Raw genomic sequence first — 21,762 nt, 5'->3', positions numbered from 1 at the left:
CTCCTTTTTTAGCCGATCACTTTGATGATTTGATCGCCAAACGTAATCGGACCACTGTTTGCCGTCAAAATGTCGCCAACTTCTGCACTGTTGGTGATAACGATCGGCGTGATCACAGGATAACCTTTTTCTTTGATAAACTCGATATCAAACGTAATCAAAGGATCGCCAACTGTCACTTTTTGTCCTTTTTCTACTTGATAGGCATAGCCTTCGCCATTCAATTGCACTGTATCGATCCCCACGTGAATCAGCAGCTCAATGCCTTCCTCACTGGTCAATCCAATGGCATGTTTGGAATCAAAGACTGCTGTGACAGTCCCGTTGACTGGTGCTAGCACTTCTCCAACGGTTGGCTCGATCGCTACCCCTTGTCCAAGAATTTCTTCTGAAAACATGCCGTCATTGACTGCTTGCAGGCTTTTTAGTTCCCCTTTTAAAGGTGCTTTGATCTCCGCGCCGCTGATTTGATGGGTTGGTTCTTGTTCTTTGTCAGCTGGTGTTGCTTCAGGTGCTTCTTCTGTGACAGGGTCTTTGTATAAGAATAATGTCGCAATAAATGTGACCACGATACTGATTGCCGCACCAATGCAGGCATTGGTCAAATGACGTAAGGTGTCATCGCCGATATAGCTTGGCAAAGTCAATAGGCCCGGTGAACCGCCTGAGAAATTGCGGACACGCATGATTCCCATAAACAGACCCCCAAATCCGCCACCGATCATTGCTGCATACAAAGGTGTTTTAAACCGTAAGTTGACCCCATACAACGCTGGTTCAGTGATGCCGAATAGACCTGTCAGACCTGCAGAAAATGCCAATTGTTTGATCGTAGAATCTTTGGATTTGAAACCAACGCCGATAGCTGCAGCTCCCTGACTGACGTTTGAAGCCAGCATGCCAGGATAGATCACTGTATCATAACCTGTGGTCATTCGGTTGTTGATACCGATAGGAACCAATCCATAGTGGGTACCCGTTGCCACGAACAATGGGGTGAAGGCACCGATCAATAACGGAACGATCCATGGGCTGACCGTTTCTAAGGTTTGGATCCCTGCGGAAATCGCTTCACTGATCATATAGCCTAGAGGACCTAAAGCAACTAATGCTACCGTCCCTACGACGAAGATCGTCAGCAACGGTTTGCTAAAGAATTTGATTGCTTTTGGTGAGACCTTATCAGCAATCGGTTCAACGTAAGACATGAACCAAACACTTAAGATGATGGGGATCACCGATGATGAATAGGTCACTGGTGAAATCGGCAAACCGAACAAATGGATGCCGCCACCTGACTCATTGACTGCTGTCACCATACCGATGAAGTTGGGATGCAGTAAAATTCCACCCACCATCATCGCCAGATACATGTTGGCTTTGAACTTTTGCGCAGAAGAAGCAGCCAGTAGAATCGGTAAGAAGTAGAACGCAGCATCCGCCATAAAGTTTAGGATTTGGTAACTTTGACTTTCTGCCGTCAAAACATTAAAGACCACCAGCAACGAAAGGACCGCTTTTAACATCCCAGCTGCCGTGATGGCTGGCAAGATCGGGGTGAAGATCCCAGTGATCGTATCGATAATTTTCGCTACACGTCCCCGATCGTCTTCTTCTGTTTCTTGATCACTAGTCAAATTGGTTTGGGCAGTGATTTCGTTGTAGACATTGCCAACATCACTGCCGATGATCACTTGGTACTGTCCGCCCTTGTTGACCACACCCATGATGCCTGGTGTGTGTTTTAAAGTGCTTTCTTGTGGTTTGCTGTCATCTTTCAAGTTGAAGCGCAAGCGGGTCGCACAATGGGTCAAGCTTTGGATATTTTCTTCCCCACCAACATTGGTGATGATCGTTTTTGCTAACTCTTTGTAATTCATGTCGTTCCTCCTATTTTGGTCCTTCGTTTGCTTTTCGTGTGTCAAAACATAAAAAAATACCTAAACGAACCCCTTGGGAGTTCATTTAGGTATAGCCTGCCAATCCAGTAACAATCCTAAGCACTTGTTATTCGTTTGATGTGTATAGTTAAATAGATCAATTCGTCTTCTTCTAACGGTCTACCGAATTCTTTGTTGATGTAGTCGCTGATTTTCAGCGCACACGCATATTCCTTCATATAGCGGTCTTTCAACATAAAAATAAAACTGCCGGTTCCTGCATCATCGAGCTTTGTTCCGCTGAATAAGCGCTGGACAAAAAATTTCAAATGGGTCACAAAGCGTTCGTAGTTCAATGAATACTCATCAAGCTCCATTGAAAAATGATATTTAACGATGTTTAGGATATGCTGAATGATCTTCGCCATTTCCGATACTTGACTGACCTGCGCCATATCCAACTCCGCATTGACAATGTGCAGAGCAATGAAGCCGGCTTCATCTTCTGGCAACTCGATCGCCAAGCGATTTTTGATGATCGATAACGCTTCTTTGCCAATGAGGTATTCATGGTTATAAAACCGCTTGATTTCCCATAGCAAGGCATTTTTGATTTCCATGCCATTTTGATAGCGCTCGATAGCATAATTGATATGATCGGTCAGCGTCAGAAATAATTTTTCGCTCAATTTTTTCCCAAGGGAAACTTTTGCAAAACTGATGATCTCATTCGCTGCTTGAATATGTTCGATAGGGATAGAAGAAAGTAATTGGGTTAGTTTTGTGACATTCCACTCTTGTGTACTGAGATAGACTTTTTCAATCTTGGTATCGTCGATCACATCGCCTGGCTTTTTCTTAAAGCCTAAGCCTTTGCCCATGACGACCAATTCTTGATTTTCCTCATTCTCAGAAATCACAATGTTGTTATTGATCACTTTTGTTACGTTCATTTTAACGACCCTATTCTTCTTTAGATTTCTTCACACAAAAAAATAGGTATAGCCCGCCTAAAGCGGTAACAATCCTCAGAGCCAGTGTAGCATGAGAAAAATCACTCGTCAATGGGGATTTTTAACCGCTTGTTTAAAAGCAGAAAACAGCGCTGCTGCCATTTGAGTCTTTGGCAGAACGCTGTTCAATGGTTTATGGATCACTAACTCTCTTTGTGAGAGATGAATTAGATACGATTTTCGTGGTCAGCAGTTTTGACTAAGTTTGCACCCACCAACCCACCGATTGACGTAAGAACGAGTCCTAAGACCATTGCCACAAAGCCCCAAATGGATGCTTTGGCTGTTGCATCACTTGCTTCTTCCGCTTTTTGACGAGCGTCTTCCACTGCTTGGTCAATGTCTTGTTTGGCTTGTTCAAGATTTTGTTGTGCATTTTCGATTTGTTTTTGCGCTTCATCAGAAGCATCTTGCAAACCAGTGACAATGTTATTGGTTGCTTCTTCTGCTTCTTGTTGGCTTAAATCAGTATTTTGAGCGACCGCATTTGAAATTGCTTCTTCATCCACTGAATCACCGATCGTTGTAGCACGATCTTGTAATTTGCTTGCTAAATCATCAATGATTTTATCAGCATCATTTGGATTGGTTGCAATGTCTTTGCCGGCATCTTTGATGTCGTTTGTCGCATCAGACAATTGATTTTGCAAATAGTCTGGTTGCAATTCAGGAACATCGGTATCTTGTAAAACATCATTGACGTTCGCTTGTAATTCATCTGTATTGACGTCTTCCATGTTTCCTGTTATTTCATCGAAGGCTTTTGAAGCAACATCGCCAGCACCAGATGCCACTGTTTCAACACCACTACCGACAGCAGAAGCAACGTTTCCTAGAAGTGAACCGACTACAGAAAAAGCACCGATCGTTAAGTAAGAGAGCATAACCATCATCACGATCATACTTGTTGCCCATGTTAAGAAACCATGAACCAATCCGACACGTCGAGCAGCAACACCAGAAACAAAACCAGCGCCGAATAATGCCAAGACGAAGGTGATCACTGTCCAAATCAATAATCCTGTACCCACACCATCTAATGGGTTATTAGAGGTTGGTTCCACCATACCAAAACCGATTGCTGAGCCAATCATTGACAGTGTCATGAACAACGCGATAAATGTTACAACTCCTGCAAAGATAGACCCCCAAGACAAATTATAGCCTGCCTCCCGCTCATCTGAACCTAAATAATTTTTAAATCCTCTTTTCATCATTACATCCCCTTTTTGTTTTTTTAACCTGAATTAAGTCTAACAACTGATTGTTTTTTTATCAATCAACTCGACTTGCGCTATCTTTTTGTAAGAAAAATGAATGATTCTGAATTGTTTGACTATTTATTAAAATAATGCCTCTCAAGGCAATTGTTTTTTATCTGGGGAAAGCTATTTCATCCCCTACGTCAAGCCTTCCCCAACCTTATGGAAAAGTAGCAAAGCTGGTTATTGATACTTACAGTTTCAAAGAACCGGTCATGCCTTTCACAAAACCTTTTTGCATAAACAAAAACAATACCAACGTTGGGATCGTTGCAATCACGATCGCCAGCATTTGAACGCCATAATTTGGTACGTAACTGGCTGACGATAAATTGGAAATCAGCAATGTCATGGTTTGACGACTTTCCGTTTGCAAAAAGACCAAAGGTAGCAAATAACTGTTCCATGCGTTCATAAAGGCGTAGATGGCAGCGGCAGCATATGTCGAGCGCATCATAGGAAAAACGATTCGGAAAAATATCGTGTACTCTGTTGCCCCCTCGATGCGACTCGCATCTAAAATACCGTCAGGGAAAGACTTGAAGTTCTGGCGAAAAAAGAAAATCAGAAACAGGTTATTGACCAATGGCAAAATGACCGCCACGTGCTGATTGACTAGCTGCATTCCTGCCATCATCTTAAACAAAGGGATCACCAAAGTTGCCAGCGGCACCATCATACATAACAGAAAAACCGCATAAATCCCTTCACTCGCCCGCGTTCGAAACTTCTCAAATCCAAAGGCAGCCAAAGAAGTGACCAGTAGACTGACGAGGACGGTGATCAATGAAACCTTGATGGAATTCCACATGATCAATGGGATGTCGTAATTGCTGAACAGCACCTGAAAATTGCTTGCTAGCTGATTCCCAAAAGTCAGCTTCCCTTCGGCAACTTGATTAGCGGTATTGGTAGAGCCCACCATCATCCAGTAAAACGGAAAAATCGAAAAAAACGAGATGATCAGTAAAAAACCATATTTTATGCATCCACTTAAAGTAACTTTCATAGCTGCTCCTTTCTATCGCTTTTATTGATTCGTTTTCGCGAGTTTCAACTGGATCACAGATAAAAGAGCAATGATGATCACTAAGACCCACGACAGCGTAGCCGAATACCCAAAATTTGACGTATAGACAAAGGAGTGGTTATAGATCAGTTGGGCGACAGTCAACGTCCCATTGGATGGGCCACCACCTGTTAGATTCACCACTTCATCAAAGAGTTGGATCGTCCCAATGGTGGAGGTGATGGTTGTGAAAACGATCACCGGCTTCAGCTGCGGGATCACTACGAAAAAGAACTTTTGAAACCCATTCGCCCCATCGATCGCAGCAGCTTCTAAAGTGTCATCCGAGATATTTTGCAATCCTGCCAAATAAAAAATCATGTTATAGCCTGTCCAACGCCAGCACAGGGCAATAATAACGGTCAGTTTTGCTAGAAGCGGATTATTTAGCCAATCTAGCGGTTGCGTGATCAAGCCAATGTTCAACAGCCCTTGATTAACGATCCCGCCAATTTGAAACATCATTTTAAATAAAACTGCATAGGAAACCAGCGAGGTGACACAGGGTAGAAACAACGCCAATTTAAAGAAGGAGCGTCCTACAAGCTTCGGCGTGTTCAAAACAAACGCTAGCAGAAGACCCAATAACACCATGATTGGTACTTGAAAGATCAGAAAGATAAAATTATTGAGTAAGGCTTTTTGAAAAATCGTATCCTGCAGCATGCGCAGGTAATTGCCGAAGCCGACAAAAACCGATTGCAGTCCCTGCATACGATGCAGGGAAAGGTATAAGGAATAGACGATGGGATACAGCAAAAAGACACTACTGAATACTAAAGAAAGGCCAATAAATCCCCAGACTTGTTGGTTTTTGGGGCGCTTTTTTCTGATCGTATTTTGCATATTCATCACTCCTTAAGCAACACAAGTCGGCTATTCGCCGACTTGCATCTTGTAGGTGTTTTCTGCTTCCGTCAACATATCCTCTAAGGACATGGTACCATCAAAATAGCTTTGCATTCCCCCACGCAAGGCATCCACTGCCGCTTGGGTATTTACCCCGTAATCAACGGCGGGGATGTCCGCCATCCAACTGGAAAAATCTTTATAGATTGGGGCGTCATTAAAGAAAGGATCTTCATATTGATAAGCTTCTCCTTCTTGTGAGGGTAGGTAAGTCCCCACTGCCCCATTTTCTACTAAAATCTCTTGATAGAATTCATCATTCCCAGCAAATTCTTGTTTAAGAAAATCAATGGCCAACGCTTTATTTGGTGAGTCATTGAGCACCAACCAGCTAGAACCACCCAAGTTCGAGTAAGGTGTCGCTCCAGACACTGTCTCTAATTGAGGAAGATTCGTATAGCCCCATTTTCCTTTTTGATCTTCTGCGGAGCGGATCGTCGCTGAAAACCAGATGGCTGAATTGACTGCTGCCACTTCTCCACTCGTCACTGCACCGATCCCTTCTGGCGCAAAATAATCTACTGGTTTTGCCAACTCTTTTTCTTCGATCGTCTTCAGGAGCGGCAGCATTTCACGAATAGCAGGATTGTCTTTCAAGAATATGTTTCCGTCTTCATCAAAATACCATAATCCGGCTGACTGCATCGCCATCTGGATATAATGAGTGCCGCGATTTGGAATAAACGCGACGAACCATTTCCCCGTTTTTTCTTTGACTGTCTCACCAATCTCCACAAATTTGGACCAGGTTAGATTGGTGAGTTCACTTTCATCGATCCCCGCTTCACTTAAATAATCTTTGCGGTAGTAGAGTCCAGCAGAACCTGAATCAAAAGGAACCGCATAAACGCCTTCTTGATAGGTCGCATTCGTTACTTTGTAAGGAGCAAATTGGTCAAAGTCAATGTCTTCCGATAATTCTGCAAATTTTCCTTCGTAGTTCAGCAAATAGTTCTGCACGTCATAGTCATCCATCAAAACGATGTCAGGCAAACCTTCGGAGACCCCTGAAGTAAAGGATGAAACCATTTTTTGCTTGGTATCCTCGTTGGACATCTCGACGGCATTAAGGTCGATTGCGTCATTGTCCGCATTGTAATATTCCCCGGCTTTTTCCATAATTGGAATATTAAAATTTGTGTCCCAAGCCCAAACAGTTAGCGTATTCTCATCTGTACTGGCAAAATCTTGTGAATCTGCTGTTTCTTGATTTCCTCCACAACCAGCGAACAACACCCCTGTGACAATTACTAGCAAGAACAAGCTACTTTTTTTCATTTTTCTCCCTCCAATATGATTCTCTCCTCATCCCCCGATAGCATAAAAATAAAGTAAGCGCTTACCATTACACCAATTATAAAGAATGATGTTCATAATTGAAAATAATTGGATCGTTCCTCTCGTTTTACCAAAAAACCACCTTCGCCCAAGGCAAAGGTGGTTGTCTGCTTATTTTTCTTCATTTAGGCGATCTGGCATCATGTTTTCCATAAAACCCCAAACGCCGTTTTGTAATACGAGTTCCTCACGTTCGTAAGTAGAAACCGTGGTGCGGATCAATTCATCTTGACCGTCTAAGACTTTTTGTCCCCAATGAGGATCGATCAACAATGCCCGGCCCACTGCTACAAAGTCTGCATGTTCTAGCAAGCCCGCGGCATCTTTCGATGTTCGGACATCCCCTACACCAATCAAAGGAACCCGCTGAGCGATTTTTTCATAGATATACGCCAACATCGATTTTTCTTGATACGCTTTTGAAATCGATTTACGGGTATAATCCGCAAGAGAAATGTGCAGATAGTCTAATCCTTTTTCTGCCAGTTGGTCCACTAAGAACAACGTATCTTCAAAGCGAATCCCTGGTTCTTCGAATTCTTCCGGTGAAAACCGATAACCGACGATAAACTCCTTCACACCTGATTGGTCTACTGTTTCCAATACTTCATCGACGAGCTTCTCAATAAAACGATAACGGTTCTCTAGTGAGCCACCCCATTCATCGGATCGACGATTTGAGTGAGGAGAAAAGAATTGTTGAATCAAATACGTATTGGCTCCGTGGAGTTCTACGCCATCAAACCCCGCCTTGATCGCCCGTTCGGTAGCTTTTTTAAAGTTTTCAATAATCGCTAATATCTCATCCACCGTAACTTCTCGGGGAACTTGGGCATTTGGTCGTTCAGCTGCAACCGCGCTGGCGGATATGGGTTGTGTGCCTCGTAGAACTGAGTCATCCGTCATCCGACCGGCATGAAAAATCTGTAAAATGGCTTTGGTCCCATTTGTTTTGATGGTGCTGGCTAATTTGCTTAATCCAGGTAAAAAGGCATCGTCATAAGCGCCTAATTCCCCTTCCCAGCCCTTGCCATCTTCTTGGACATTGGCTGCCGCTGTGATGACTGCTCCGACTTCCCCAGAGCGTAAGCCATAGTAAGCCAACTCATCTTTCGTAATCACCCCATCAAAGAAGGACATCTTGGTCGTCATTGGTGCCATAATGATTCGATTTTTCAACTGTAATCCGCGCTTAAATGTTGCTTTGTCTGTTACATTTCGCATGGGTTTCCCACCTTTTCCATTGGATTCATTTCGCTTTGTAAATCTGACTGGCTTGGTTACCTAAGGAGATCCTTAAAGCAAATCGGTGCATTTTTTTCTCTTTTGCCAAAATATACATGCACATGCATCTATATTACAAAAGAATCAAGGAGAAAACAAGTGAAAACATCTTTAGTCTAGCATTTCCTCCAAGACTTTTTCAAAAACGACTTTTGAGCGCTGCAGTTTCTTTTCCCCTGATTGGGTCAAATCAATATAGATCCCCCGCTTATCCTCTTGACAAGAATGCCGTTCGATCACACCACACAGGTTGTCTTCCATGCGCATGATCATGCGTGACATCGCACTTTGACTCAAATCAAAATGGGCGATCAAATCGTTGAGGCGCATGCTATGATTGGGGGTCTTTTCTAAGTAATAAAGCACGTAATACTCATTCAAAGACAGATTGCTTTCTGCTTTGAGGGCTTGTTCCAAGCGAGCTTCGATCGCTTGATGCTGATTCGTGAAGGCTAACCATTGGCCCATCCGTTCTTTTTCCATCCTCTTCACCACCCCATTCTCCTATACCAAGGTATTTTAATCTAGATCCCTGCGTTACGCAAGCCGCCAGAAAGCTTCGCCACTATGGCTGAAACTTTATTATACAAAACTAGCCAGCTGCTGCGGACGTTAATGAATATTTTATGATAGAATTGACGAAAAATTCAGCAAAAACTTCCTATTCTTTTTCAGTGTGCTGGATTACAATATCTTTAACATTAAAGAATATTTAAACGCTATGTCAGCAAAATTGTGCATTTCGACACAATAGTTTGCTTGTTTTAGATGCTTTAGTATTCTAAGGAAAGGATGAAGTAAACAATGAAAAAAATATTTTCTTTGATTGGCACACTGACGCTCGTCAGTTTGGGGCTTTTGACAGGCTGTAACAACGAAAAAGATACCGCGCAATCAACCAGCGAGCTAAGTCAGAGTCTTGTATCTACTGAAAGCAAGCAAAGCACGACGATGCAAACGACTGAAAGCAGCTCCTTAGCGTCAACCTCTACTTCAGAAACTTCAACCTCAAGCCAGCAATCGACGGACCACTCTGACGCAACGCAAACGACAGCAAGCTCAGTATCCACCAACGAGTTTCCATATGCCGTTGATCTTTCCCAATATGGCCCTTCACTGACGTTTTATTTCCATGGCGTCAATGTTCCAGATGCTGTCACGATTCAAAATACGAGCCCATTGATCATTTCGATCGACGACAGTACAAGCTATGAAGCACAAGTCGATACGATCTCAACAAAAGAGATTCGCATCTTTTCAGCAAATGACAATGGGATTCGCACCGTAAAAGTGAACACTCAATTGACCTTTGCAAAAGGGATCACTTCCAATGGAAATCCTGATTTTAGCCACAACCTGTACCTATTTACAAATAAGGAGGGTGGTCTATCTTTGATCACGCCGAACTATGCGGGGAATGTCAGCGATGACCAACGAGATGTGATGTTAGAAGTACTTCAATAAACGAAAAAAAAGGGAAACGAAGCGTGCTTCGTTTCCCTGTTTCGTTACCCGATCATCACGGTTTCATCAGGATATTTGTAGCCAGCTTCTTGTTTGTTGGCTTTTTTCATCAATGAAAAAGCAACGGTCATGATGCCGACTCGACCAATGAACATCAAAAAAATGATCAAAAGTTTGCCAAAAACCGACAAGTAAGGCGTCAACCCCATGGTCAACCCCACCGTTCCAAAAGCGGAAAAAACTTCAAAGGCAATGGTTGGCAACCCAAAGTTTGGGGTTTGCGGCATACTCTCAGTGATCGACAATAAGAAAATGGCTACGAAGCATAACGTCAAGGTAAGGAAGAACAACGTAAAGGCACGCGATACAGCAGATTCTTTGATCGTGCGACCAAAAACTTCCGCTCGACTGCGCCCTTTCAATAAGCTGCGGATCTTGATGATCAAGACCGCAAATGTCGTTGTCTTCAATCCCCCAGCAGTTGATCCAGAGGTGCCGCCGATATACATTAAAATCATCGTCAGCATCAAGCCTGCTTGACTCATTTGTCCGTAATCAATACTGAAAAACCCAGCGGTTCTTGGGGTGACCGCTAAGAAGAGGTATTGGAAAAAACGTTCGATGACCGAATCACCCGTGATCAACTGTGAATTGGCTTCGGTCAAAAAGAACCCTGCCGTTCCAGAAACTACCAAAACGATCATAGCGATCCATGCCAAGCGGCTATGCAGGGACCGTTTTTTGGACGCCGTATGCAGGAGATCGAACCAAACGAGAAATCCCAGACCACCTGCGATGATCAAGAAACTGATGACCCCCAGCACAAATGGGTCGTTTTGAAACCCTACCATGCTGTTGCCGAACAAATCAAACCCAGCATTACAAAAGGCCGAGATCGCATGAAAAACACTGTACCAAAGGCCTTGCTCCCAACCAAAACGGGGCACGAATGCAAAAGCCAGCAAGATGATCCCACTGACTTGGATCAAAAAGGCGATCCGAATCAGGTACCATGCCAAATGGATCTCTCCAGACATTCGGTCCAGATTCAATGATTCCCGCAAAATCATCCGAGTACTAAGATGGACTCTTTTTCTCGCCAAGATGTAAAAGAAGACGGGAATCGACATGAAGCCGATCCCACCGATCTCAATCAGCATCAGCAAGATCCCTTGGCCCCACAGGTTGTAATGATCGGCTACGGTCAAGGTCGAAAGACCCGTCACGCAAACAGCCGATGTGGCAGTAAACAGCGCATCTAAAAAGTTGGTGCCTTCACCACTTTGGGTGACAGCCGGCAGCATTAGCAAGCCAGTTCCTGCCAATATCAGCAAAACGAAGACCAGAGTGACGATCTGCGGAATCAAAAAGCGTTGCGATGCCAGCTTTTTTTTCAAACGATTTCTTTTTTTCATTTTCATTACCTTTGACCTTTTGCAAAAACCAATGTCTTAGTAATCCAAGTTTATTGCATTTGTTTTTTCTCTTATCATACCATTTTATTTTGATTTATTCTTCACTTTGATCATTCTTGTTACGTTTGCTCGTTCATTTTCTTCCAGCCGCATTTTGATTCCATAAATGGCTTCTTCCAGCTCGGGAATCGTCAAATATTCTAGGGCATTGACGCGTCGGCGCGTCCGTTCGATTTCCCCTGCCATCAATTGACAGGTCTTTTCGATTTCCGTTAGCTCCAATAGCTTCGGCATAACGTCGGTAAAACGGGCGACAGCATTATCTAACGGAACATTGGAATTCAAAAAGCCGTACTCGATCGGCGCTTGCATCACCGTATCGTCGTAATCAAAATGCATCACCGGCACTTCCACACTCATGATATTTTTCGTGGATAACTCAAGGGAGACTTCAGTTGCTGGTAAAATAAACATTTCTTCAATGTATTTTTCATTGATCGTGGCATTGGCTAAGCGAAATGCCTTCATGGCACGCTGCAATTGTTCTTCGACTTCTTTACGCAAGCGGTCATTCTTTTTGATCAATTCAATAAATTGACGCATGAGTTCGTCTTGTTTGTCTTTTAATAATTTGTGTCCGCGTTTGGCTGTCGCCAATTGTTTGCTGAGGCGCGACAGCTCCATGCGGGTTGGATTAACGGTTTTTTGCGCCATTTTTCTCCTCTCCCGGTAAGTATTCCGCCAGTAAGGCATCGCTGATCCGCTTCAGCTCGACTTTTGGCAGCATCGCCAATAATTCCCAGCCTAATTCCAAGGTTTCGATAATCGAGCGGTTGGTGCGATACCCTTGGTTCAAGTATTCATTTTCGAAGCGTTCCGCAAATTTGGCATAGGTTTTATCTACTTCCGACAATGCCGATTCTCCTAAAACGACTGCCAATTCCTTGGCTTGCTTTCCTTGAGCATAGGCAGAAAACAACTGGTTCATTGTTGCGGCATGGTCTTTACGTGTTTTGCCTTCACCGGTCCCTTTATCTTTTAACCGTGACAATGACGGCAAGACATCGATGGGCGGCTGGATGCCGTTTTTATACAAATCTCGAGACAAGATGATTTGTCCTTCGGTGATATAGCCTGTCAAATCGGGAATCGGATGGGTTTTGTCATCTTCTGGCATGGTCAAAATCGGCAGCTGGGTCACTGAACCTTTCAAGCCGCGAATCCGTCCCGCACGTTCATATAACGTGGATAGATTGGTATAAAGATACCCAGGATAACCCCGACGTCCTGGCACTTCACGACGAGCAGAGGAAATCTCCCGCAAAGCTTCACAGTAGTTGGTCATATCCGTCATGATCACCAAGACATGCATGCCCTTTTCATAAGCCAAGTATTCGGCTGCCGTCAGTGCCATTCGGGGAGTAGCGATCCGCTCGATCGCTGGGTCATTGGCTAGATTCATAAAGACGACAGAATGGTCGATGGCGCCAGTTTGACGAAAATCTTCCATGAAATATTCTGCTTCTTCAAAGGTAATCCCGATGCCAGCAAACACAACAGCGAAATCGTCTTCCGAGTTCAACACTTGTGCTTGACGCGCAATTTGCGAAGCCAATTCTTTATGAGGCAGACCAGAACCAGAAAAAATCGGCAGTTTTTGTCCCCGAACGAGCGTATTCAAGTGGTCGATCGATGAGATCCCCGTTTGAATAAACTCATCAGGATAATCCCGCGCTGCTGGATTGATCACTTCGCCGTTGATGTCCATAAATTTTTCTGGGACGATCTCTACTCCGCCATCTTTGACCCGACCTAAGCCGTCAAAGACTCGCCCGATCATTTGCTCGGAAACGCCTAATTCCAAAGGATGTCCTAAGAAACGCACCGCAGATTCCCGCAAATTGATCCCGCCGGTTCCTTCAAAAATTTGGACCAACGCTTTGTCTTCTTGGATCTCCAGTACTTGTCCTTGCCGCGTTTCGCCGTTTTGCATGCGGACTTCGATCAACTCTTCGTATTTGACACCGGAGACGCGATCGACGGCCATCAATGGTCCGACGACTTCTCCAATCGTTTTATATTCCTTGATCATCGGTGCGGTCTCCTTTCTGTAAAATTTCTTTCATCGTTGCTTTGATCTCTTGATGCAGAGCAGGAATTTTTGCTAATTCCGTTTCAGGCAAGTACTTCATACGTGCCACTTTGTCTCGCAATTCTTCGGTTCCTGCATAGATTTCTGAAAGATACGCACCTAGTGTCAAAGCATCTTCCGCTTCTTTGTGGAGCAGCAAGATCGTTTCCAGCATTTTGAACTGCTTTTCACGAGAGGTAAACGTATCGACGTCGTCAAAAGCGTTTTGCTGCAAGAAATCTTCTCTCAATGATTTGGTGGTTTCCAGCAATAACTGATCTTTTTCGGACAAAGCGTCGATGCCGACAAGTCGAACGATCTCTGACAACTCAGATTCTTTTTGCAGCATCCGCATGGCTTCTGTTACTTGTTTGGACCAATCCACTTGCATTTGTTGGTCCAAAAAGGCACCCAATTCATTTTCGTATAAAGAATAGCTCTTCAACCAATCGATCGATGGAAAATGACGCTTTTGCGCTAAGGTGGCATCTAAGCCCCAAAAGACTTTAACGACCCGCAACGTATTTTGGGTAACTGGTTCTGAAATATCGCCGCCTGATGGTGAAACGGCGCTGATGGCAGTGATACTGCCTTCTTGATCTGAACCTAAGCAAATCGCTTTTCCAGAACGCTCATAATACTCTGCCAAGCGGCTGCCTAAGTAAGCTGGATACCCTTCATCCCCAGGCATTTCTTCCAGACGACCAGACATTTCTCGCAGTGCTTCTGCCCAACGTGAGGTGGAATCCGCCATGATCGCCACTGAATACCCCATGTCTCGGAAGTATTCCGCAATCGTGATCCCAGTATAAATCGACGCTTCCCGAGCGGCTACCGGCATATTGGAGGTGTTAGCGATCAACACGGTTCTCGCCATTAAAGATTCACCACTACGAGGGTCGATCAACTCTGGAAACTCGTTCATTACATCGGTCATTTCATTGCCGCGTTCGCCGCAGCCGACATAGACGACCAGGTCGACATCCGCCCATTTGGCGATTTGGTGCTGAACGACAGTTTTCCCTGCACCAAAAGGTCCTGGAACGGCTGACGCCCCGCCTTTAGCGATTGGAAAGAAGGTGTCGATCACTCGCTGGCCAGTAATCATTGGTTCGACTGGATTCAGTTTTTGCTTTACAGGACGACTATGACGAACGGGCCATTTTTGCAGCATCGTGAAAGACCGTTCTCCTTTGGGTGTATCTAAAATATAAATCGTTTCATCGATCGTAAATTCCCCCGCATAAACAGCCTTGACTGTTCCTGAAACGCCATGAGGAACCATGATCTTGTGATTGATCAATGGTGTTTCTTGCACGGTGCCGATGACCATCCCGGTACTGACTGCCGCGCCGACTTCCACAGTCGGTACAAAAGGCCACTTTTTCTCATGATCCAACGCAGGCAATTGCACCCCACGCGTCAAGAAGTTACTTTGGGTGACAGACATGAAGGTTTCTAAGGGACGTTGGATGCCATCAAACATTTGTGACATGATCCCAGGCGCCAATTCGACGGATAGCGGTTCACCGGTGGTTTCGACTGGTTCACCAGGTCCGATCCCGGACGTTTCTTCATAGACTTGGATCGAAGCGACGTCGCCGCGCATTTCGATGATCTCACCGACCACGCCTAAATCTCCTACATAACAGATATCTTCTAAACTTGCATGGCCCATATTTTTGGCTAACACCAATGGACCGGATACTTTAATAATTGTTCCTTTTTCCACAACATCGGCTCCTCTCTATAGTATGTTTTGTCCAACTGCTTTTTCGACATTTTCTTGAATCATTCGTTTGCCGATTCCTCGGGAACCATCGTAATCAGGGATCAAGATGACTGCAGGTGTCATTTTTTGTTGGACTTTTGCTAATTCATCGGGAATCAGCTCTGCACATTTTTCAGTCAGGTAGATGATCGTACTGTTCTTCATTAATTTTGCCAGCGCCTGCTTCACTTCTTTTTCTTCCGAGGCATAGCAGACCTGAAAGCCAAATAGTTGAAAAGGAATGACGGATTCTTTCTCGCCGATCACGCCGATTTTATGAGTCATAGTGCCGCATCCTTTCTCTGAGTTGTTCTTCCGTAAAGCCGCTGCGTTTGCCTACCAGCAAGATACGCAGATTTTGCAGTTCCAAAACCTTAGCATTCAAAAATGCGAGTAAAGGCAGTGGTCCTAAAGCATCCGTTTGAGCTTGACCATAGCTTTCTGTGATCAAATTGTCTTGTAAAAGTGCCAAGCCAGCAAAGTCGATCACCTGTTCATGAATCAAAGGCCGCAACACTTCCTGATAATCACTTTCTAATAAGAAGGCTAAAAAGTCACTATAGGACGCATCCGCAAACGCTAAAAATTCTTCTTTCGGGATACTGCCGACACTCACTAAGACTGCCTCCATAAAACTACGCGATCGTTTTTGAAGTACACAACGAGCGGCAATCGTTATATTGGTCAGATCGATCATCTTGATGACAGCTTCTTGTAGCTCAGGGATCTTGATTTCATCTGCCAGTCGCCGTTGTTCATGTAAATACCGGCGATCGTAAATGATATCGATGCCTTGCAGCACGGCGCCGCCTTCTAAGTACTCCCGCACTTCTTGGATCGTAGTCACGATTTTCTCAGGCAATACCTCTGAGGTTCCCGTTTTGATGGCGGTCCGACACTCATCGATCGTGTAAAAACCATCTTCGATCAGTAGATGATCATAATCTTTTCCAGTGACTGACTCTTTGGTCAAGACTTTTAGATTATGGAAAGTAAAAGGCATCATATACAGTCGGAGGATCTCTTGATCAGGAACCAGCTCGGCCAATTCTTTGATCGTCTTTAACAATTCTTCATCGAGATAGGTTTCGAATCGTTCATGAAAATCTGGCTTCAAATAGCGTTGATAATGGGTCTGCTGCAAGACAGCTTCGACTTCAGCAAACCCTTGTGCCGCAATCATTTGCTCGACTTCTTGCGGCTTTAGCAACGTCATCTCTTTCAGCCGAATGATTGGATTCAATTGATGATAGTTCCTCATGGATCAACCTCCTTGTTGTATGATCTGCAACCACCGTTCCCGGGTTTCTTTCTTGTATTCATCAAGCAAAACCTGATAGGTAAAATTGTATTGAATGCCGTTGTCATCCACCAAAAAGCCTGCTTCTGACAATGGTGCGCCTGCTTTGATTTGATACGGTAGTTTTGATTGACAAGACGTAAGCCAAGCGGCATCTAGATGGGCTGCTTGCTCAGGACCAGCGTGGAAGGTCACCGTCCCGCTGATCGGCAGCTGTTGCAGCACATTTTCAGCAAATGACTGCAGCTCTTCTGGCGTCCAGGCAACCATTTGTTGATACGCTTGCTCAAAAAGTTGTGTCAGGTATTCGTTTTGTTTCACCATTTGCTGCTGCTTAGCGGCACTTGCTTGGCGATTCAGCGCTTGCTGATAATTTTTTTCGGCTTGCTTTTTTGCTTGCTGGGCACGAAGCTGCAAGTCCGACTCTTTTTTCGCCCAGTCACGTGCCATCGTTTCACTGATCCTAGCACGTTCAGCGGCAGCCAAACGTTCCCGTTTTGTCTGCGCTTCTTGGTCTAGTTCAGCAATCATTTTGTCGATTGCATCCATACCTTCGCCCCCTTTAAATCGTTCCTAAAAGTAAGAAAGAAATAACAAAGCCTAAGATGGCATACATCTCAACCATTACTGAGAACATGACTCCTTTAAAGAAATGCTCTGGTTTCTTCGCTAAAATTTGAATCCCAGCTGCAGCGACCTTCCCTTGGGCCATTCCTGAGAATAAGCCAGTAAAGGCAACTGGCAGTGAGGCCATCAAGTACGCCATACCAGTCACTGTCGACATTTCACCACTTAAGCTACCATAGATCATAAACGCAATAACGAATCCGTAAAGTCCTTGCGTTCCGGGAAGCAATTGTAAAATCAAGGCTTGTCCAAACTTCTCCGGCTGATTCGTCGTTAAGGCTGCCGCTGCTTCACCAGTTTGGCCCACCCCTTTGGCTGAACCGATCCCAGAAAAGATCGTAGCGATCCCCATTCCGATAATTGCAAACACCATACCACCATTGTTATTAATTAAGTAATCAATCATTTATTGTCTCCTCCATTTTCTTTATCAAAATCAACGTATTTCTCACTTGGCTTAAAGGTTTCAAATTGGCGCCCCCCACCAGTGAAAAATTTTCCGAAAAACTCTACATATTGTAAACGAGCGGCATGCACATACGCACTCAGTAACGATAAAAAGATGTTTAAAGCTTGTAGGACAACCAATAAGAGAATGCCCACAGAAAAACGAGCGGCTGGCGGCAAATAGCCCACCAATAAGTTGAAGGCTGCTGCGATACTCCCACCAGAGATCCCTAATGCCATCAAGCGGCTATAGCTGACAAAGTCGCCGATGTAACTGGTCACACCGTACAAGTCATACAAGCCTAAAAAGAAGCCGCCCACTTTGGTTTTCCCTTTAAGAATTGGTACCACGATGATCAATAAGGCACTAAAGCCTGCTAAAATCAAGCCGACGGTTGTTAGTGCTGGGACATCGATCAAAAGATTGCCTGCGGCTGCCACTAAAAGACCACTCAAAAGTCCTAGCCACGCAAAACCTTCGTTGACTGCACCTAAAAGATCCTTTTTGCGGATATTTTCTTTGGCTGCTAAATAAAGGCCTGTAAACAGTTGGATGCCACCAAAAATCATGGATAGACCAAAGATCGCCATAAAATCTTCGGAGGGCGATAAAAGTTGGAAGGGCAATGTAGCACCAAAGAAGGAGCCGTAGATTGCGCCCCAAATCATAGTTGGCACAGACAAAATCTGGAACAATTTCAGAAACCGTTTGGTCCCTTTGGGCAAACGCAAGGCGTGTAGCCCAATCGTGGTCGCGACAGCCATTAATGCACCATAACCTAAGTCAGCCACCATCATACCAAAGAAAACATAGTAAAAAGGCGTCATCCATGGGGTTGGATCGATCTCATCGTATTTTGGCAAGCTGTACATTTCCGTCAACATTTCAAAGGGTTGAATAAACGAGGCGTTTTTTAGCTTCGTTGGCACTTGATTGGCAGCGATCTCCTCTGCAGTGGGTTCTTCAAATGAATAGTAAATCTCGTTGGCAAAGGATTCTTGGATCATTTCCGCCACTAACGGCTGATCCTTTTCTTCGATCCAGCCGCGCAAGAGGGCAAAGGTCTGACCAGCTGCTAAGCGCTGTTGCATCATTGCCCGATTCTCACGAGTCAAAAACAGTTCTTCCGCTTGCTGCAGCAGGATCAGCCGTTGTTTGTGCTGACTGATTTCTGTAATCAGTTCTTTGCGCTGCTGCGTCAAGGAAGTCAAGGCTTGTTTCGTATTTTGCAAAACCACTTTTGGTGATTCGGATGTCAGGCCAGTTTCTTTCTTCACCCCATATCGGTGAAACAATTGGAACACTTGCTCTTCGATCGCTGTTAAAAACAGGCAGCTGAAATTGACTTTTTTGGGTTCAGAATAGATCACTTCGATATGAACCTCTTCCAATTGACGCAAGGCTTCAGCTAGATCTTCCCAGCGTGGACCTTCGACACTCCCAGCAAAAAAACTTGTATGTGCAGGCGCTTCGATCTCCAAGGGTACGTCAAGATTTTGCCATTGTGTCGCCCATTCTTCCGACTGCGTCGCTGCTTCGATCGCTTCGATCGTCTCTACCCAGCGCTCCTGCAAATTCTCGACTTCAACCAGCTCCGTTAATGCTGCTGCTTCATCGAAGCTTGTTTCAAAGTCCGACAGCCGCAAGGCATCTCGTTGCCATTCCGTGCCTTTTTTCGCATCACCATTTTGACGAATAAAGCGGATCGCTTCTTGCAGTCGACGAATCATTGGTTGATGAGAAGCACCTTCTGGGGTGGCTCCTGCAAAAAATTCCCGCAGCCAAGTTTCGTTCGCTTCCTGCTCAAATACGTTCTCGATTTCAACAAACTGCATCGTTTGCAGCTTCGTCAATAACCTTTCTTGGTAGTGCTTCGGGGTGATCAACGTTAGTTTATTTAGTTTGGTTACTGCCATAAGTCCCGATCACTCCTTCAACGATCTGTTGAACCGCTTGTTCTTGGAAGCTTTGCATATTTTTTTGGTAACGATCTAACACTTGCTGGTTCTCTTTTGCCAGCTGCTGCTTTTGTGCTGCTAGTGACTGTTGCAACTGCTCTTCGATTGTTGCTTGTTCTTGAGCAAGCGCCTCTTCCAAAGCGGCTGATCGCTCTTGCAATGCTTGTTGCTGCTGTGCTTCTTCCGACTGCAATTCTTTTTTCAAAGCGCGCAATTGCTGTTCATTGGCTTCTTCTGCTTCTCGTAAACGAGTCAAAGCTTCTCTCATCGATTCCCCTCCTATAATGATTTGTATTCTCAACTGAAAAATAAACAAAAAAAGCATACCTCACGAAGAAGTATGCTGATATGAAAAAAGGCCAGCATTCCTCCAAGAATGTTTGCCTCACCCCTTGGCAAACCTGATCCTTGAAGCATAAAAAATGCTCAACCTTTGTCTATTTTATTTTTCAATTCCTGAACTATTATAGCAAAAAACGGCGTTCTATTCAAGTGAAATCATCTTTTGTGAGAAAAAAGTGCTTTTCACCTATTACTGATTCACTTGCTACCTACCCAACTTTCCACCTAACATTTGCCAGGGATCGGATTGTTCTTACTAAATTGAAATCGGTCAAAATCAATTTAAGACTTAGAATGGTATGAATGAAGAACGTTGAGATTTTTTGAAAATGCTAGACATCATTTGATTGGTACCCAAAAGGAGATAACAGTTCCAACAACCCATTCGATCCCTGACAAATCTTAAGTGAGAAGTTCGCTTATTTCGCTTCTCTTTTTATCGGTGGCAGCGGTTGGCCCTTTTCTTCACAAATGAAATAACCGCCTCGATAAAGGCATGTGTAAATTTTACCTGGTTCCATTGTTAAAGGAAGCCCATTTTTTAAATACATCGGTTTTCTTTCCATTGTGTTCACCTTGTCTTTCGTGGGAAAATCAGTCAAAATAAAAAACAACAGCTATTTCTAATCTTATCTTCAAGATTACCAAAAAATAAATCAATTTTCTAGTTTTTTAATCAAAATATCGCAACTCTATCGATTATTTTATATAAAGATGGAGATTTAACGAAGTGTGTGTGTAAAGAATGAACAGGAGGAAAAAAGGATGTCAGATGAACGTTGGTTTCAAATTAGAAGAAAGCGAAACATCGAATTGGTTCTTTGTCTGCTTGTCGTCCTGCCGATGGTCTATGGCTTATGGTTTCAGCTCGCTTTTTTGATCCACTACATGTCGTTTTTGTTTCTGGTAGCTGTCTTCACTGCAATCTACGAAGGAATTCGTTGGATCTGGGCTTTTATTAGAAAAAAAAGCGTGAAAAAGCTTGGCTCTGCTATAATAAATGAAACGAGCTGAGAGGAGTGCTTCTATGAAACGAATCATTATGGCTTGTGACTTACAACATGCCCCCAAAACTTCACAAGAATCCGCCCTTTCTTTTGAGCCTTTTCTCCCGAATTCTCGAAATGTCGCAGAGCTTTTTTATTCCGCCTATCATGAAACGACAGATGACGAAGGGGAATCGCTTGCTGACTGGCAAAGAGAGCTGAGAGAGACCGCTGACGGAAAATACGGTCCCTTGATTCCAGGGCTTTCTTTTCAGTTACAAAAGGATGATCATCCTATCGGTGCCGTAGTAACCAGCACGTTTCAAGAGCTTCCCCTGCTATTATTTGTCGTTATGGGCGCAGCCTTTAAAGGCAACGGCTTATCCAAGTTGCTGATGAAGGAAGTGATCCAACGAGCAAAAGGCATGGGACTCACTCACCTTTACCTGGTAGTAACGGTTGAAAACCAGCCAGCCTACAAGCTGTATGAAGCATGCGGTTTTTCTTTTGCAGGTGAAAGCTGGGCAGATCTTTCCCCTTAGCTATGCTTGCAAGTTATCTAAGT

Annotated in this window: 21 protein-coding genes and 1 other annotated feature; of the genes, 3 read left to right on the top strand and 18 right to left on the bottom strand. The window is 44.2% G+C overall.

What is annotated here, in order from left to right:
• Window positions 1-8: 8 nt before the first annotated feature.
• The 8 genes from IGI82_RS06085 to IGI82_RS06050 form a co-directional block, all read right to left on the bottom strand.
• Complete coding sequence (locus IGI82_RS06085; RefSeq protein WP_438841882.1) at window positions 9-1,880, bottom strand: beta-glucoside-specific PTS transporter subunit IIABC; 1,872 nt, start codon at window positions 1,878-1,880, stop codon at window positions 9-11.
• 116 nt (window positions 1,881-1,996) lie between these two features.
• Window positions 1,997-2,833: a BglG family transcription antiterminator LicT gene (gene licT / locus IGI82_RS06080; RefSeq protein WP_438841881.1), complete on the bottom strand. Its 837-nt coding sequence runs from the start codon at window positions 2,831-2,833 to the stop codon at window positions 1,997-1,999.
• A gap of 227 nt (window positions 2,834-3,060) precedes the next feature.
• Complete coding sequence (locus IGI82_RS06075) at window positions 3,061-4,107, bottom strand: hypothetical protein (RefSeq protein WP_438841880.1); 1,047 nt, start codon at window positions 4,105-4,107, stop codon at window positions 3,061-3,063.
• A 241-nt stretch (window positions 4,108-4,348) separates the two neighbouring features.
• Window positions 4,349-5,164, bottom strand: a complete 816-nt coding sequence (locus IGI82_RS06070; RefSeq protein WP_431399431.1) for a carbohydrate ABC transporter permease — start codon at window positions 5,162-5,164, stop codon at window positions 4,349-4,351.
• A 21-nt stretch (window positions 5,165-5,185) separates the two neighbouring features.
• Window positions 5,186-6,070: a carbohydrate ABC transporter permease gene (locus tag IGI82_RS06065; protein WP_438841879.1), complete on the bottom strand. Its 885-nt coding sequence runs from the start codon at window positions 6,068-6,070 to the stop codon at window positions 5,186-5,188.
• 30 nt (window positions 6,071-6,100) lie between these two features.
• The gene (locus tag IGI82_RS06060) at window positions 6,101-7,411 is read right to left on the bottom strand and encodes an ABC transporter substrate-binding protein (RefSeq protein ID WP_438841878.1); all 1,311 of its coding nucleotides are present in this window, start codon (window positions 7,409-7,411) and stop codon (window positions 6,101-6,103) included.
• Between the two features lie 171 nt (window positions 7,412-7,582).
• The gene (locus IGI82_RS06055) at window positions 7,583-8,695 is read right to left on the bottom strand and encodes an NADH-dependent flavin oxidoreductase (protein ID WP_438841877.1); all 1,113 of its coding nucleotides are present in this window, start codon (window positions 8,693-8,695) and stop codon (window positions 7,583-7,585) included.
• 171 nt (window positions 8,696-8,866) lie between these two features.
• Window positions 8,867-9,238, bottom strand: coding sequence for a MarR family winged helix-turn-helix transcriptional regulator (locus tag IGI82_RS06050; RefSeq protein WP_016613534.1), 372 nt, complete (start codon window positions 9,236-9,238; stop codon window positions 8,867-8,869).
• A gap of 321 nt (window positions 9,239-9,559) precedes the next feature.
• Here IGI82_RS06050 and IGI82_RS06045 point away from each other — a divergent pair, with 321 nt between their 5' ends.
• Window positions 9,560-10,219, top strand: a complete 660-nt coding sequence (locus tag IGI82_RS06045) for a hypothetical protein (RefSeq protein ID WP_438841876.1) — start codon at window positions 9,560-9,562, stop codon at window positions 10,217-10,219.
• Between the two features lie 44 nt (window positions 10,220-10,263).
• Here IGI82_RS06045 and IGI82_RS06040 read toward each other — a convergent pair whose 3' ends face one another.
• The 10 genes from IGI82_RS06040 to IGI82_RS05995 form a co-directional block, all read right to left on the bottom strand.
• Window positions 10,264-11,640, bottom strand: coding sequence for a TrkH family potassium uptake protein (locus tag IGI82_RS06040; protein ID WP_438841875.1), 1,377 nt, complete (start codon window positions 11,638-11,640; stop codon window positions 10,264-10,266).
• Window positions 11,641-11,718: 78 nt separating this feature from the next.
• Window positions 11,719-12,348, bottom strand: a complete 630-nt coding sequence (locus IGI82_RS06035) for a V-type ATP synthase subunit D (RefSeq protein WP_010747829.1) — start codon at window positions 12,346-12,348, stop codon at window positions 11,719-11,721.
• Window positions 12,329-13,726 carry a V-type ATP synthase subunit B gene (locus IGI82_RS06030; RefSeq protein ID WP_325843286.1) on the bottom strand — a complete coding sequence of 466 codons (1,398 nt, stop codon included), beginning with the start codon at window positions 13,724-13,726 and terminating at the stop codon, window positions 12,329-12,331. The genes IGI82_RS06035 and IGI82_RS06030 overlap by 20 nt, the downstream gene beginning before the upstream one ends.
• Window positions 13,710-15,497 carry a V-type ATP synthase subunit A gene (locus IGI82_RS06025; protein ID WP_087627189.1) on the bottom strand — a complete coding sequence of 596 codons (1,788 nt, stop codon included), beginning with the start codon at window positions 15,495-15,497 and terminating at the stop codon, window positions 13,710-13,712. Before IGI82_RS06025 ends, IGI82_RS06030 begins: the two co-directional genes overlap by 17 nt.
• A 15-nt stretch (window positions 15,498-15,512) precedes the next feature.
• Window positions 15,513-15,821, bottom strand: coding sequence for a V-type ATP synthase subunit F (locus IGI82_RS06020; RefSeq protein WP_005225570.1), 309 nt, complete (start codon window positions 15,819-15,821; stop codon window positions 15,513-15,515).
• Window positions 15,811-16,797, bottom strand: a complete 987-nt coding sequence (locus IGI82_RS06015) for a V-type ATPase subunit (RefSeq protein WP_087627188.1) — start codon at window positions 16,795-16,797, stop codon at window positions 15,811-15,813. Before IGI82_RS06015 ends, IGI82_RS06020 begins: the two co-directional genes overlap by 11 nt.
• A gap of 3 nt (window positions 16,798-16,800) precedes the next feature.
• Window positions 16,801-17,385, bottom strand: a complete 585-nt coding sequence (locus IGI82_RS06010; protein WP_087627187.1) for a hypothetical protein — start codon at window positions 17,383-17,385, stop codon at window positions 16,801-16,803.
• Window positions 17,386-17,398: 13 nt separating this feature from the next.
• A complete protein-coding gene (locus IGI82_RS06005; protein ID WP_005225567.1) occupies window positions 17,399-17,869 on the bottom strand; it encodes a V-type ATP synthase subunit K in 471 nt (156 codons plus the stop codon).
• On the bottom strand, window positions 17,866-19,827 hold the full coding sequence (locus IGI82_RS06000) for a V-type ATP synthase subunit I (RefSeq protein WP_413153538.1): 1,962 nt from the start codon (window positions 19,825-19,827) through the stop codon (window positions 17,866-17,868). The genes IGI82_RS06005 and IGI82_RS06000 overlap by 4 nt, the downstream gene beginning before the upstream one ends.
• Complete coding sequence (locus tag IGI82_RS05995; protein ID WP_015509344.1) at window positions 19,805-20,137, bottom strand: hypothetical protein; 333 nt, start codon at window positions 20,135-20,137, stop codon at window positions 19,805-19,807. Before IGI82_RS05995 ends, IGI82_RS06000 begins: the two co-directional genes overlap by 23 nt.
• 110 nt (window positions 20,138-20,247) lie before the next feature.
• Window positions 20,248-20,301: a sequence feature (sodium ion sensor (DUF1646 type); this cis-regulatory element may regulate processes involved in with the transportation of sodium ions), on the bottom strand.
• A gap of 675 nt (window positions 20,302-20,976) precedes the next feature.
• Between IGI82_RS05995 and IGI82_RS05990 the strand changes: the two genes are divergently transcribed.
• Window positions 20,977-21,225, top strand: coding sequence for a hypothetical protein (locus IGI82_RS05990; protein WP_438841874.1), 249 nt, complete (start codon window positions 20,977-20,979; stop codon window positions 21,223-21,225).
• Window positions 21,212-21,739, top strand: a complete 528-nt coding sequence (locus tag IGI82_RS05985) for a GNAT family N-acetyltransferase (RefSeq protein ID WP_438769688.1) — start codon at window positions 21,212-21,214, stop codon at window positions 21,737-21,739. Before IGI82_RS05990 ends, IGI82_RS05985 begins: the two co-directional genes overlap by 14 nt.
• Window positions 21,740-21,762: the final 23 nt, after the last annotated feature.

This window comes from Enterococcus sp. AZ067, assembly GCF_051715005.1.
Lineage (GTDB): Bacteria > Bacillota > Bacilli > Lactobacillales > Enterococcaceae > Enterococcus_D > Enterococcus_D casseliflavus.
Note: the sequence above shows the minus strand (reverse complement) of the source record. Positions and strands in the feature narration are given on the sequence as shown.

Excerpts from the sequence above, each read along its gene's own strand:
- IGI82_RS06085 (WP_438841882.1), bottom strand. The coding sequence starts at position 1,880 with ATGAATTACAAAGAGTTAGCAAAAACGATCATCACCAATGTTGGTGGG.
- licT (WP_438841881.1), bottom strand. The coding sequence starts at position 2,833 with ATGAACGTAACAAAAGTGATCAATAACAACATTGTGATTTCTGAGAAT.
- IGI82_RS06075 (WP_438841880.1), bottom strand. The coding sequence starts at position 4,107 with ATGAAAAGAGGATTTAAAAATTATTTAGGTTCAGATGAGCGGGAGGCA.
- IGI82_RS06070 (WP_431399431.1), bottom strand. The coding sequence starts at position 5,164 with ATGAAAGTTACTTTAAGTGGATGCATAAAATATGGTTTTTTACTGATC.
- IGI82_RS06065 (WP_438841879.1), bottom strand. The coding sequence starts at position 6,070 with ATGCAAAATACGATCAGAAAAAAGCGCCCCAAAAACCAACAAGTCTGG.
- IGI82_RS06060 (WP_438841878.1), bottom strand. The coding sequence starts at position 7,411 with ATGAAAAAAAGTAGCTTGTTCTTGCTAGTAATTGTCACAGGGGTGTTG.
- IGI82_RS06055 (WP_438841877.1), bottom strand. The coding sequence starts at position 8,695 with ATGCGAAATGTAACAGACAAAGCAACATTTAAGCGCGGATTACAGTTG.
- IGI82_RS06050 (WP_016613534.1), bottom strand. The coding sequence starts at position 9,238 with ATGGAAAAAGAACGGATGGGCCAATGGTTAGCCTTCACGAATCAGCAT.
- IGI82_RS06045 (WP_438841876.1), top strand. The coding sequence starts at position 9,560 with ATGAAAAAAATATTTTCTTTGATTGGCACACTGACGCTCGTCAGTTTG.
- IGI82_RS06040 (WP_438841875.1), bottom strand. The coding sequence starts at position 11,640 with ATGAAAATGAAAAAAAGAAATCGTTTGAAAAAAAAGCTGGCATCGCAA.
- IGI82_RS06035 (WP_010747829.1), bottom strand. The coding sequence starts at position 12,348 with ATGGCGCAAAAAACCGTTAATCCAACCCGCATGGAGCTGTCGCGCCTC.
- IGI82_RS06030 (WP_325843286.1), bottom strand. The coding sequence starts at position 13,726 with ATGATCAAGGAATATAAAACGATTGGAGAAGTCGTCGGACCATTGATG.
- IGI82_RS06020 (WP_005225570.1), bottom strand. The coding sequence starts at position 15,821 with ATGACTCATAAAATCGGCGTGATCGGCGAGAAAGAATCCGTCATTCCT.
- IGI82_RS06015 (WP_087627188.1), bottom strand. The coding sequence starts at position 16,797 with ATGAGGAACTATCATCAATTGAATCCAATCATTCGGCTGAAAGAGATG.
- IGI82_RS06010 (WP_087627187.1), bottom strand. The coding sequence starts at position 17,385 with ATGGATGCAATCGACAAAATGATTGCTGAACTAGACCAAGAAGCGCAG.
- IGI82_RS06005 (WP_005225567.1), bottom strand. The coding sequence starts at position 17,869 with ATGATTGATTACTTAATTAATAACAATGGTGGTATGGTGTTTGCAATT.
- IGI82_RS06000 (WP_413153538.1), bottom strand. The coding sequence starts at position 19,827 with ATGGCAGTAACCAAACTAAATAAACTAACGTTGATCACCCCGAAGCAC.
- IGI82_RS05995 (WP_015509344.1), bottom strand. The coding sequence starts at position 20,137 with ATGAGAGAAGCTTTGACTCGTTTACGAGAAGCAGAAGAAGCCAATGAA.
- IGI82_RS05990 (WP_438841874.1), top strand. The coding sequence starts at position 20,977 with ATGTCAGATGAACGTTGGTTTCAAATTAGAAGAAAGCGAAACATCGAA.
- IGI82_RS05985 (WP_438769688.1), top strand. The coding sequence starts at position 21,212 with ATGAAACGAGCTGAGAGGAGTGCTTCTATGAAACGAATCATTATGGCT.